This window comes from Acinetobacter sp. SK-43 (assembly GCF_015351505.1).
GTDB classification, from domain to species: Bacteria; Pseudomonadota; Gammaproteobacteria; order Pseudomonadales; family Moraxellaceae; genus Acinetobacter; species Acinetobacter junii.
In genome coordinates, this window is the sequence record NZ_JADKPY010000084.1 from 79,963 (window position 1) to 92,359 (window position 12,397).

13 protein-coding genes, 2 tRNA genes and 1 riboswitch are annotated in these 12,397 nt (G+C 39.6%); of the genes, 9 read left to right on the plus strand and 6 right to left on the minus strand.

From position 1 onward, the window contains the following. Nucleotides 1-95: 95 nt before the first annotated feature. The 4 genes from IRT38_RS16525 to IRT38_RS16540 all read left to right on the plus strand — a co-directional run bounded on the left by IRT38_RS16525 (nucleotide 96) and on the right by IRT38_RS16540 (nucleotide 3,824). The gene (locus IRT38_RS16525; RefSeq protein WP_112986899.1) at nucleotides 96-1,937 is read left to right on the plus strand and encodes a long-chain-acyl-CoA synthetase; all 1,842 of its coding nucleotides are present in this window, start codon (nucleotides 96-98) and stop codon (nucleotides 1,935-1,937) included. Nucleotides 1,938-2,110: 173 nt separating this feature from the next. Then, nucleotides 2,111-2,186 (plus strand) — tRNA-Lys (locus IRT38_RS16530). Between the two features lie 119 nt (nucleotides 2,187-2,305). Further along, nucleotides 2,306-2,381: transfer RNA gene (locus IRT38_RS16535), tRNA-Lys, on the plus strand. Between the two features lie 267 nt (nucleotides 2,382-2,648). Further along, nucleotides 2,649-3,824: a DUF4382 domain-containing protein gene (locus IRT38_RS16540; protein ID WP_112987608.1), complete on the plus strand. Its 1,176-nt coding sequence runs from the start codon at nucleotides 2,649-2,651 to the stop codon at nucleotides 3,822-3,824. 46 nt (nucleotides 3,825-3,870) lie between these two features. On the opposite strand, the gene hemW is transcribed toward IRT38_RS16540, so the two are convergent. Further along, nucleotides 3,871-5,025, minus strand: a complete 1,155-nt coding sequence (hemW, locus tag IRT38_RS16545; RefSeq protein ID WP_112987609.1) for a radical SAM family heme chaperone HemW — start codon at nucleotides 5,023-5,025, stop codon at nucleotides 3,871-3,873. A 136-nt stretch (nucleotides 5,026-5,161) separates the two neighbouring features. Between hemW and IRT38_RS16550 the strand changes: the two genes are divergently transcribed. The 4 genes from IRT38_RS16550 (at nucleotide 5,162) to IRT38_RS16565 (ending at nucleotide 8,880) form a co-directional block, all read left to right on the plus strand. Further along, nucleotides 5,162-5,623, plus strand: coding sequence for a DMT family transporter (locus IRT38_RS16550; protein ID WP_099949258.1), 462 nt, complete (start codon nucleotides 5,162-5,164; stop codon nucleotides 5,621-5,623). Between the two features lie 36 nt (nucleotides 5,624-5,659). Then, nucleotides 5,660-7,009, plus strand: a complete 1,350-nt coding sequence (locus IRT38_RS16555; protein ID WP_194598278.1) for an MATE family efflux transporter — start codon at nucleotides 5,660-5,662, stop codon at nucleotides 7,007-7,009. Nucleotides 7,010-7,191: 182 nt separating this feature from the next. After that, nucleotides 7,192-8,484: an AarF/ABC1/UbiB kinase family protein gene (locus IRT38_RS16560; protein WP_151831097.1), complete on the plus strand. Its 1,293-nt coding sequence runs from the start codon at nucleotides 7,192-7,194 to the stop codon at nucleotides 8,482-8,484. 141 nt (nucleotides 8,485-8,625) lie between these two features. After that, nucleotides 8,626-8,880: a type B 50S ribosomal protein L31 gene (locus IRT38_RS16565; protein ID WP_004916670.1), complete on the plus strand. Its 255-nt coding sequence runs from the start codon at nucleotides 8,626-8,628 to the stop codon at nucleotides 8,878-8,880. A 93-nt stretch (nucleotides 8,881-8,973) separates the two neighbouring features. On the opposite strand, the gene IRT38_RS16570 is transcribed toward IRT38_RS16565, so the two are convergent. The 3 genes from IRT38_RS16570 to IRT38_RS16580 all read right to left on the minus strand — a co-directional run bounded on the left by IRT38_RS16570 (nucleotide 8,974) and on the right by IRT38_RS16580 (nucleotide 10,811). Next, nucleotides 8,974-9,306, minus strand: coding sequence for a DUF190 domain-containing protein (locus IRT38_RS16570; protein WP_151805514.1), 333 nt, complete (start codon nucleotides 9,304-9,306; stop codon nucleotides 8,974-8,976). 15 nt (nucleotides 9,307-9,321) lie between these two features. After that, entirely contained in the window at nucleotides 9,322-9,702 is a 381-nt protein-coding gene (gene crcB, locus IRT38_RS16575; RefSeq protein ID WP_004916675.1) for a fluoride efflux transporter CrcB, read from the minus strand. A gap of 117 nt (nucleotides 9,703-9,819) precedes the next feature. Beyond that, nucleotides 9,820-9,886, minus strand: a riboswitch (Fluoride riboswitch). A gap of 76 nt (nucleotides 9,887-9,962) precedes the next feature. Beyond that, complete coding sequence (locus tag IRT38_RS16580) at nucleotides 9,963-10,811, minus strand: hypothetical protein (RefSeq protein ID WP_194598279.1); 849 nt, start codon at nucleotides 10,809-10,811, stop codon at nucleotides 9,963-9,965. Between the two features lie 139 nt (nucleotides 10,812-10,950). On the opposite strand from IRT38_RS16580, the gene IRT38_RS16585 reads away from it, so the two are divergent. Further along, on the plus strand, nucleotides 10,951-11,283 hold the full coding sequence (locus tag IRT38_RS16585) for a HopJ type III effector protein (protein ID WP_004958735.1): 333 nt from the start codon (nucleotides 10,951-10,953) through the stop codon (nucleotides 11,281-11,283). A 45-nt stretch (nucleotides 11,284-11,328) separates the two neighbouring features. Here the strand turns inward: IRT38_RS16585 and IRT38_RS16590 are convergent, their stop codons facing one another. Beyond that, nucleotides 11,329-11,937, minus strand: a complete 609-nt coding sequence (locus IRT38_RS16590; RefSeq protein ID WP_194598280.1) for a flavin reductase family protein — start codon at nucleotides 11,935-11,937, stop codon at nucleotides 11,329-11,331. Nucleotides 11,938-11,960: 23 nt separating this feature from the next. Beyond that, nucleotides 11,961-12,374: a GFA family protein gene (locus IRT38_RS16595; RefSeq protein ID WP_004916686.1), complete on the minus strand. Its 414-nt coding sequence runs from the start codon at nucleotides 12,372-12,374 to the stop codon at nucleotides 11,961-11,963. Between the last annotated feature and the right edge of the window lie 23 nt (nucleotides 12,375-12,397).

The window sequence follows — 12,397 nt, forward strand, 5'->3', positions numbered from 1 at the left end:
CCCATTAAAAAACAGCATTAACAACAATGATCTTAATGGTTGTGTTCCAACAGATAGCCATTTTTTGGATTGATCGAAAAATAAACAGGATTGATATGAGCCAAACTACACAGACCGATATTATTACCCTTAGTGATGTCGCAACTCGCCTTCCCAACTTCATCACAAAAGTACCTCATATCCTCAATGGTCTTAAACAGGCTTATTTGCGGACGCCTACTTCCCCAGCAGGCTTAGGAATTGCCTTTGAAAAAGCAGTTAAGCGTAATCCGCAAGGAATCGCCCTGTTATTTGAAGATCAACGTTATAGCTACAGTGCTTTGAACGAATGGGCAAACCAAATTGCGCATTACTACTTGTCGATTGGGGCAAAAAAAGGTGATGTAATTGCAGTGATGGTCGAAAACCGCCCTGAATTGATTGCCACTATTGTTGCTTTAGCTAAAATTGGCGTAACGATTGCACTTGTAAATACATCACAGGTCGGCAAAGTTCTAGCACACAGTATTAACTTAGTTAATCCTATCGCGGTGATTGCTGGCGAAGAAGTACGAGCTGCGATAGATGAAATTCGTCAAGATTTAACTGTTGCTCAAGATCGTTTCCATTGGTTTGCAGATCAAGAAACTCGTCAAAATGCCGGTGTAGCACCTAAAGGCTATGTCAATCTTGCTCAACAAATTGATCAATTCCCTAAATTCAATCCATCAACCACACACACTGTGACAGGTAAAGATGGATTATTCTATATCTATACATCTGGTACGACAGGCTTGCCTAAAGCTGTAATCTTCACGCATAGCCGTTGGACACTTGCTTATGGTACATACGGTCATATTCTAAATTTAGGTAAAGATGACGTAATGTATGTCACTTTACCGCTCTATCATGCAACAGGCGTCGTCGTGTGCTGGTGTGGTGTGATTGCTGGTAGCGCAACTTTAGCTGTACGTCGTAAATACTCGACGAGTGCATTCTGGAAAGATGTTCAGAAATTTAATGCGTCAGCGATCGGTTATGTCGGTGAATTATGTCGTTACCTCATGGATGCACCCGTTACAGAACTTGACCGTGCTCACCGTGTTACCAAAATGATTGGTAATGGTATGAGACCAAATATTTGGGGCAAATTCAAAGAGCGCTTTGGTGTTCAAGAAGTCCTTGAGCTTTATGCATCAAGTGAAGGTAACGTTGGCTTCAGCAATATTTTCAACTTTGACAATACAGTTGGTTTTTCTCCAACACCATATGCAATTGTTGAATATGACAAAGAGAAAAACGAACTAGTACGTGACAGCAAGGGTTATTGCAAGAAAGTCAAAACAGGGCAAGTCGGCTTACTCGTAGGTAAGATTACTAGCCGTTCACCTTTCGATGGTTATACTGATCCTGAGAAAAACAAATCAGTTATCTTGAAAGATGTCTTTACTAAAGGTGATTCGTATTTCAACACTGGTGATTTAGTACGTGATATTGGCTTCCGTCATGCACAGTTTGTAGATCGTTTGGGTGATACTTTCCGTTGGAAAGGTGAGAACGTTTCAACGACTGAAGTTGAAAACATGGTTTCTGAATACGAAAAGATCGCTGAAGCTGTTGTTTATGGTGTAGAAATTCCAAACACCAATGGTCGTGCAGGTATGGCTGCTATCACTTTAACCGATGGCGCTGAACTGAATGATAATGACCTTACGGAAATGGTCAGTGTATTCAAGAAATGCTTACCAGCTTATGCGATTCCAGTGTTCTTACGTGTACAAGCCAAAGTTGAAACAACAGGTACCTTTAAGTATCAAAAGAATAAGCTGAAAGAAGATGCATTTGACCCAAGCAAGACAGATGAACGCTTGTTGGTTTTATTACCAGGCGCAACGAGATACTGTGATGTAAATGCTGAAATCTTTGAGAATATTCAGGCATATCAATACCGTTTCTAGTTTATTTTTTAGCTAAACAAGAGGAAATCGTGCTTTTTATAAACAATCATGCAGATGTTTTTAAATTTCCTCTTGTGTTAGCTGAATAAGTTGCTAGAATACGCAACATCAAAACGAAGACGCACTTAGAACTGATTAGTTTTACTTGCGAAGCATGTTTAATCGCTTGCTTAGGGTCGTTAGCTCAGTTGGTAGAGCAGCGGACTTTTAATCCGTTGGTCCCGCGTTCGAGTCGCGGACGACCCACCACTTAATGTTTTGATAGTTTGTAAAATGTATTTTACAAACGCCTGTAAGAGGTTTAACTTAGAAAAATCATAGATTTTCTCTAAGGTCTAAGTAAAGGTTATTTTACTTATCCTCATTCAGGGTCGTTAGCTCAGTTGGTAGAGCAGCGGACTTTTAATCCGTTGGTCCCGCGTTCGAGTCGCGGACGACCCACCAAATTCTAAAAAACCTCATCATATGATGAGGTTTTTTTATGCCTATTCATGAAGTTAATATCTGTGAAGTTAGGATTTGTGATTACTTCATCTAAAATGATATCTAATCATGATCTAAAACTATCTTTATGTATAAAACAGAAACCAGCTCACACCAATTTAATCAATAAAAACAAATATTTATAATTATACAACATAGTATTTTGACAAAATCTTTTATATTCCGAAAACAATTTTACATACTATTCTCGGATGAAAGGACCTATTCATGAAGAATATTCAATTGATTAGCTTGGTTGCTATAACTTCTTTAGGCTTAGTTGCATGTGGTGGTGGAAGCAGCGCTGATAATAATTCAAACAATACAGGCACGCTCAATGTCAGCCTAACCGATAACCCTGCTTGTGGAATGGATCACGTCTATGTCACTGTCAAAGAGGTAAAAGTACATAGCAGTAGTACAGCAAAAGATAGTGATGCAGGCTGGTATTCAGTAAAACTAGCTAATCCTAAAAAAATAGATTTACTTACACTGACCAATGGTGCTCTCACAACTTTAGGACAGACCCCTCTTCCAGCTGGGCGCTATACACAAATCCGTTTAGTTCTGGATCAAAATCAAGGATCAAAGTGGGTTAACTCTGTTGTTCCTACAGGAGGTACCGAGCTAGCATTGACGACACCGAGCGCGGCTCAGAGTGGCTATAAAGTCGTGGGATCATTTGATGTAAAGCCAGACACACTAGTTGACCTTGTTTTAGATTTTGATGCATGCCAATCTATTGTGAAACGTGGAAATGGTTCATACAACCTGAAACCAGTTGTCACAGCAACACCACAAGTTGTGAGTGGAACCATCAGTGGCTTCGTCAGCCCAAGCCTTGCTCAAGCAGGTGCAACCGTTTATGCACAGCAAAATGGTGAAATCATTAAAGGTACTCCTGTACCAGCGACAGGTGACTTTAAATTAATGCCACTTGTCCAAAGTAAAACTAATGGCAACTATGACATTGTTATAACCGCTCCTGGATATGCAACTGCAGTGATTAAATCAGTTCCTGTCACCGCTGAACAAACTACCACCATTTCTACTCAAGCATTACCGATTAATACAAATGTAGCAACACACTATCGTGTTAGTGGAACAGCGACTCCAAGCAGCGACTTAATTAAAGTCAATGCAAAACAAACTAGTGGTGGTACGACTTATACAGTAAATACAATCAATGCGACTTTAGACACTGGTGCCTATAGCTTATCCTTAAGTACAGGTGCACCTTATTTAGGTCCATACACAGGTACATTGCCAATCGTATTAACTCCTGATATTACCGTAAATGGACAATACACTATCAGTGCGACCGATACAGTAAAAGCAACGACTCAAAATGCACCTGTTACGATTTCAACGATGGATGTAAACAACATTAACTTTAATTTTTAATATTTGTGCTCCCTTTAGCAATGCTCGTTAAAGGGAGTTTTTGTTCTTATAAGAATGATTCTAAGACTGAATTTAAAAAAATATGCCCCTGCTCAGTACAAGCAATTTTACTTGTATCATCAAGCAATAGTTTTTTCTGACGTAATTTACTCAATGGCGTTTGCAGGTGATTTAAATCTAGACCTGTTCTTTGCTGATAAAGCTCAGCAGCAACACCTTCATTCAAACGTAAAGCATTCATCATAAACTCAAAAGGTAGCTCATCAGCCTTGATACGTTTCATTTGTAGATGTTCAGCAGGAACTTTAGCAAGATAATCTTTTGGTAAACGAGTTTTTTGGAAACGGTATACTCCATCAGGTCTTGTGACCTTGCCATGTGCACCAGCACCAATCGCCAAATAATCCCCAAATTGCCAGTAATTCAAATTATGGGCAGATGGCTTTTCTTTTCTCCATGCTGACACCTCATAATTAATAAAACCATTCGCAATTAAATATGCTTCACCCAGTTCTTGAATCTGCTCCAAAATCTCATCTTGCGGTAAAGCAGGTTGCGTTCGAAAGAAAACCGTATTCGGCTCAATCGTAAGTTGATACCAACTGATGTGCGTTGCACCATGCTCTACAGCCAACTTAAGATCTGTTAGAGCTTGCTCGACAGTTTGCGAGGGTAAACCATGCATAAGGTCTACATTGACGCGCTCAAAGCCTGCTTGACGAGCCTGCTGAATTGCATCCATAGCATTGTGCGCGGAATGGATACGACCTAAGCGTTGTAAGTGTTCTGTATCAAAGCTTTGCACACCAATCGACAGGCGATTGATCCCAACAGAAAGATAATCCGCAAAAGGATCATGCTCTACCGTTCCAGGGTTTGCTTCTAAGGTAATCTCACAATCATCTGAGAAACTTAAACGTGCTTTAAGCTGATCAAAAAGCCACTGATAGCCTTGAGCGGAAATCAATGATGGCGTTCCACCACCAATAAATACACTATGAATTAATCTTCCCTGCGCCATTTCAACTTGTGTTTCAAAGTCAGCGACCAATGCTGTTAAATATTGCTGTTCCAAATCCATTGAGAGTTGACCATCAGGCACGGCATGTGAATTGAAGTCACAGTAAGGACACTTACGCACACACCAAGGCATATGGATATACAAGGAAAGTGGGATATTAATTGGATTTAACAGACTCAAAGTAGAAGCTCAATGACAGAACATCGCTATTTTAACATGACTCTTACAGAGTCTGTTGCTGGTTCTGTAGACACGGCTTATCATCCTGTAAGTATTCAGTTAGACTGAGATAACGAAGAACAATTACATTGAGATGATGATGAAAATTTCTAGCCAATTGCTACTCTTTCTGCCTTTAGCCTTTGGAGTAGGAATTGCAATGGCATTTCAAACTGCAATAAATTCACAATTGAGAGAACATTTAAGCTCTCCCCTTCAAGCAGCATTTCTTTCGTTTCTCATCGGTACTGCTGTTTTAGCGGCACTCGTCTATTTTCAGGATGCATCTAAACCAAATTTACATGAACTTTCAAGCATTCCATGGTATTTATGGATTGGTGGATTTCTCGGTGTTTATGCGATTAGCATGAGTATTTATACTGCTCCAAAATTAGGTTTTCTCACATTTTCAGGATTAGTTATTTTTGGTCAGATCGCTATTTCAATGCTGCTCGATCATTTTGGCTGGTTAGGTACAGATAAAGCACCTATCAACTGGCAGCGTTTACTCGGTGGTATCATTATTTTTATTGGCGTTTTACTCACTTTACAGCGCTAACGTTTCTTCCGTTTTTAATAAATAAGAGTATTTTTTGTGTTACAAGCAACCAGCAAGCGCTATGAATTAAAACAACTGTTTCACTTGATGCTACCAATACTAATCACTCAGTTTGCCCAAGCTGGATTAGGCTTGATTGATACAATTATGGCAGGTCATCTTTCTGCTGGCGATCTTGCTGCAATTGCTGTGGGTGTGGGTCTGTGGATTCCTATCATGCTGTTGTTTTCTGGGATTATGATTGCGACCACACCACTCGTCGCTGAAGCACGTGGTGCTAAAACACCTGAAAAAATTCCAACTATCGCACGTCAATCTTTATGGGTAGCATTGATTCTAGGTGTCGTTGCAATGTTTATTTTGCAATGTATGCCACTTTTGTTGCCTTACTTTGGCGTACCAGAGCATCTCCTCCCGAAAGCCAGCCTATTCCTACATGCGATTGGTTTTGGTATGCCTGCTGTAATGATGTATGCAGCTTTACGTAGCTATTCAGAAGCGCTTGGACATCCTCGTCCAGTCACAGTAATCAGTTTATTGGCACTCTTAGTACTGATTCCACTGAACTTCATTTTCATGTATGGCTTTGGGCCAATTCCAGCTCTAGGCAGTGCTGGATGTGGCTTTGCGACAGCGATTCTACAATGGTTAATGTTCATTACACTTGCAATATACATTTCTAAAGCGCGTGCATATAAACAAGCTCCTATTTTTACGCAATGGGAAAAAATAGATCCAACTTGGGTTAAACGAATTTTAAAACTTGGCTTTCCAATTGGCTTAGCGGTTTTCTTTGAGGTCAGTATTTTTAGCACAGGTGCGTTGGTATTAGGACCACTTGGAGAGAACGCAATTGCAGCACATCAAATTGCAATTTCAGTCACATCTCAGTTATTTATGATTCCTTTATCCTTAGCGATTGCCTTAACAATTCGGGTCGGGATGTATTATGGGGAAAAGAATTGGCAAGCTATGCGCCAAGCACAGAAAGTAGGATTGATGAGTGCGACATTCTTTGCATTGTGCACCATGCTTCTGATTGCCTCAGCTCGACCATATATCGTTGCAATCTACACCAATGATATAGATGTGATCCCCATGGCGATGTATCTGCTATGGTTTGCAATGGCATACCAATTAATGGATGCATGGCAAGTAAGCGCTGCAGGCTGCCTCCGTGGTATGCAAGACACTCAAGCCCCTATGTGGATTACACTGATGGCATACTGGGTGATTGCTTTCCCAATCGGTTTGTATTTAGCTCGTTATACGATTTGGGGTGTTGCAGGTGTTTGGCTAGGTTTGATTATTGGCTTAACGATTGCTTGTGTATTATTGATTGGTCGTTTGTATTTAAACAATCAACGCTTAGAGAAAACACTATAAAGAATATTCGTTTCTAACGTATTCATGGTATGGAAAGCTCTAACAACTGAGCTTTTCATTTATTATCGACCTACTCATAAATAATGACTTACATCACTTAACATTTTCTTATAGGCAATTTAAGTTTTGTACCCTATGATCAAGATACTCCTTTGAGATAAAACAATTGAGGTCTAACGAATATGGCAAAGCATGCGAGTTCTTCCGGTAAACGCTTTTTAAAACTGGCAGGCATGACCGCAAGTATTGCAAGCAAAAGCGTGGCTAACTCTATTCGAAATCTCACTGCCGATGAAGAACAAAAAAATGCAGCACGTAGCCAACTTTTCCAAGATATCGGAATTCAAATCGCTGATACACTTGGAGAAATGAAAGGTGCTGTAATGAAGGTCGGACAGATTGCCTCTCAATACAAAGATATTTTTCCACCAGAAGTCGCCAAAGCGATTGCTAAGTTACAACGCCAAGCCCCTGCCATGCCTTTTGCTGCGATCCAACAGCAAGTCGAAAAAGAGTTAGGCAAACCCTTAAACCAAATTTTTAGCTCTTTCGAAACCGAACCATTTGCAGCAGCATCCATCGGTCAAGTGCATCGTGCTATTTTGCCGAATGGGCAAGCAGTGGTAGTCAAAGTACAATATCCTGGTGTCGATCAAGCTTGTGAAAGCGATTTAAAACAGGTTCGCCTTGCTTTACGTTTAATGGGTGTATTAAAAATTGATAAAAAACTTCAAGATCAACTTTTTAAAGAAATCCAAGACAGTCTATCAGCTGAATTGAACTATGAAATTGAAGCCCAGAACCTAGAAGTATTTAAAACCTTTCATGAAAAACTCGATCAACAAGTGATTATACCTACCGTCTATAAAGACTATTCATCTCGCCGTGTACTCACACTCAGTTATGAAAAAGGTGAATCAATCGAAACGGCAAGTACGTGGTCTGTCGAAACACGCAATCAAATTGGTCGTCGAATCGTACGTGCGCTTGGACAAGAAATTTTCTTTTTAAGACGATTTCATTGCGATCCACACCCAGGTAACTTTGCATTTAGAGAAGATGGTAGCGTAATTATTTACGATTATGGTAGTGTAAAAACCTTATCGCCTGAGATCGTTCAACATTTTAAATCCCTCGTCAATGCTGCTCGACAAGAAAATATTGCTCAAGTTGAAGACTTATTAGTCGAATTAAAGGCATTGGCTGAAAAAGAAAAGTTCCCTGGCGAACTTTATAGTCAATGGATTGAAATTTTATTACGTCCGCTCAGTACACATTATGATTTTGCAGAAAATTCTTCACATCACGATGGCATGCGCCTAGTGAAAAAATCTTTAAAATATTGGGATGTATTTAAACCTTCTCCCGATACATTGATGGTGAATCGTACTGTATCTGGACATTACTGGAATCTCATTCATCTCAAAGTGCATGACAATCTGAACGATTTATTTGAAGAACTCGTGCCTAGTTAAATTTCTTAAAACTTAGTGCCCCTTACTTAATCGAAAGACGAAAATCTATATGTCATTTCAAAGCAAAACTTGAAATACTCAAAATTGACTTCACGCATTGTTATGTTATAACATTTCTATATAATTTTAGGAGTCTTAAAAATGCGTAAAGATATTCACCCTGCTTACCAACAAGTACTATTTCACGATACCAATGCCGATGCTTACTTCTTGATTGGTAGCACGATCCAAACCAAACAGACTAAAGAATATCAAGGTCAAGTTTACCCTTATGTGACGCTAGATATTTCAAGCGCATCACATCCGTTTTATACAGGCGAAGTACGTCAAGCAAGCAACGAAGGTCGTGTTGCGAGCTTCAATAAACGATTTGGTCGTTTTAGTCGTAAAGCTTAATCTTATTTTAAGTTTGACGCTGTACATTAGAAGCATTCGAAGTCTAAGGTTATATCTCCTCCACTTAGACTTCTTTTTTATGTCAAAAATTTGTCATCCATCTCGCAGTGATGATTGCCCAATCACACCATATTCAACAGCCTGCTTGACATAAAATAGAGAAATCGCTTTATCCTCAAGACATTCAAACAACACTCTAGCCTGTTCATCATTCACGGCGAATTGAATTTGAACAGGCTGATCAGCCAACTCAAAAAATCCTGCAGAATGAATTTGCCCACGATGATCCATACCATGTGTTGCATTTATGACTGTTGCACCTCCCAACTTCATTTGTTGGGCAACGGACAATAACCATTCAACAATCGGTTGACCTTGGTACATTCGACTGCGTTCAGCATAAAAGGTAATTAAGAATCCATTCATAAGTTCTCTCCCGAACTACGCAGCACTCAACCACTGATGCAAGCTCATGCCAATCAAAGTAAAGACGAGTGAACCAATCACGTGAATAACAATCGCAGCAACAGCATAGCTGAGCTTACCTTGTTGCAATAATGCAATGATCTCTGCTGAAAAGGTTGAAAAAGTCGTTAATGCACCACAAAACCCTGTGATCACAAATAACTTATAATTTGGACTAAGTGCGCTTTGTGAAAAATATGAAATTGCAAATCCAATAATAAAACCACCAATAAAATTTACGGTGACTGTACCCAATGGAATCGCTGGAAAAATAGGATTGAGCTTTAAACCAATCAACCAACGTAGCCAAGCACCTAAGATTGATCCTAATGCAATTGAGATAAGTGGATAGTACATGATTTACTCCAAACTCAGATTTGGAGACAGTAATGCATTAAACATAGCGAGTACTTTTGCCATCTGCGGACTCCAGAAGATAAACAGAGCGCGCATAAACCTACGCTCCCCGTACAGGACAACGTAGGCATCATTAGCCAGTTTGGCGGTTTGTAAAAGGAGGAATGCCATCTCCTTAATCCTAAAATAACATAGATTTTGAACAACTCAACCTATGTTTTTTCCTGTGTATAACGCTTCAGTTATCCACAACTTGATGTTCAATTTAATATTTTTTCATTCAAGACGTGAAAATCTAGAGCAGGAATTACAAAAGCAAAAACATCTGCATCAGCGTCTATTTGGAACTGCTTTAGCAGTTCAGGGGGGCTTAGAGCAAGCACTTCTGCGGCTTGAATTTGCTCGAAGCAGACTGGCATTTGAATATCACCTTGCGACATTCGTTGGGGTTGATCAACCCACTCTGCCCATGCATGATCTTGATCAACTAGAAAATGCACAGCATCCGCCCATGAATCAAATAAATTCTGCCATGTTGCAGGTAAACTTTTTTCCTGTCGAATACCGACATGGCTCTTAAAAGAATAATCTTGATCTAGATAAACCTCCGTCTGAATAGCCTGCTGTTTAGAATCAAATTGATGCTCGAACTTTGCAGCATATTGGGCAGGCATTACATCGCTTGCAAGACGACCACCAACAACATATAAAGCATGGTCAATCAAAACCTGTTCAAAAATGACCGTTTTAGGTGCCGTATCATTGAGATAAAAACGCCAGTTACCTTGTCGAGGAGAAGGCATCCAACGTCGAAATGGACCAAGAAAACGAAAGCCAAAATGATGATGTTGGTAACTGAGAATGGTAAAAACAGTTTTGCCCAGTCTTTCCCACAAATGAACCGGCTCAGGATAGCGTTCTCGAACCTGCTCGATATCGACTAACAATGATAAATACACAATATGACTGACCTGACTTTCAAATCGTATAAAAGGTAATAGACGCATGAAAAAGCGGCGCACAGGTAAGATAAATTGACAGCTAAGCAGCAAGCTAAAATAACGGAGGAAAGGCTTGTGTTTAGGCACCCTAAAATGATGTCGATTCATTATTATTTATACATTTGATTTATCTTTTACAGCATAAACAGCTTGCCCTATTCGGTCTAGTTTCCACAGCATCAAACATCAACTTTCTTGATTCGATGGTATGATGCTCACATTCATTTTATGCACATGGAATTTTAAAATGGCTCAAACCTTATTGGCACAACTGAAAGATGGTTCTGCAAAATTTGCTGATGTTATTGCCTTTATTGAAGCTCGTTATCAACACACGCCTACAGCTTTTCAAAATGGCGCTCAATTTAATGCTGCAACTGAAAACCAAGGAAGTGCAAAAGTCTTTAGTTTTGCTCAATTAGAGGGTTTAAACCAAGCAGATACTTTAAGTTTATTTGCGGAACACTATGCATCTGTGCTCGCAACACCTGAAGGAACAGATCACCAAAATATTCGTCAGTTTATGCAAAATGGCTGGGATGGTGTGAAATTTGAAGGTCAGGCATTGTCTGTAAAATAATCTAAAAAAGGAGGAGGGATTAAAACCTCCTTTTTTGAATCTCGATTAAATTTGCGGTCTCGATAATTTACGCAGATCACTAGTTAAACTATAAAAATCACCACCCATTTTTCCAAGACTGTTTAATTTTTCTTGGTCTATCATCGCTCCATTCCAGACCCGATCATCTACATAAATCGCCTGAACATCGAGTAAAGCAACTTTTCCCCCAGAGGGAAGTGTACTGAACTCTAAAATTTCTCTTAAGCGACATTCGTAACGAACCAAAGAGTCTTGAACAGATAAGGGTTGTACTGAATAGCTTGGACAAGATGCAATCTCAGCATATTCAAATTCACTTTGCTCAGCAGCTAAAGATGCACAAGACAAATTCAATTTCTCAAGTAGTTTTGTATCAGCGATATGTACTACACACTCTTGAGTATCAATAAGATTTCGAAGTGTGTCTTTATCCTGCCCACTTTGTGGGTTCACTTGTGAATACCATAAGATCGGTGGGTTACAACTCGCCACACTAAAAAATGAATAAGGGGCGATATTGGCGACACCATCTTTAGATAAAGTGCTGATCCATGCAATCGGTCGAGGGGTAATCCCACCGACTAAAAGTCGATACACTTCCGTTGGGCTTAACGATGCCGTCTCAAAAATCATGTTTAATCCTCAACCTAAAGCGATTATGGTCGCTCAACATATTGTGGTAAATCATCTGCAATACAGTCCCACTCAGCTTTTGATGCAGCAAAAATATGCATGGTTGGTCTTTGCTGAATAGCGGTATCCAGAGTACCTATTCTTAGGCGATAAAACTCAGGTATATCTGATTTAATACTTATAATAGGTGAGCCACAATCTGTACAAAAACAACGTTGAGTCGTCTCAGTGGATTGAAATTTTTTGAGTAAATGCTCACCTTGCGTAATTTTAAAATCACTTACTTTAATTGGAGCATTTGTGGCATAAGCTGTGCCATTGGCTTTACGACAACGCTGACAATGACATTGCACAATATCTCCAATTTCGCCATGGATTTCATAACGAATACCGTTACACAAACAACTGCCGTGATATACAGGTAAAGTTTGAGACATTGCACATTCCTTTGATGAATTTT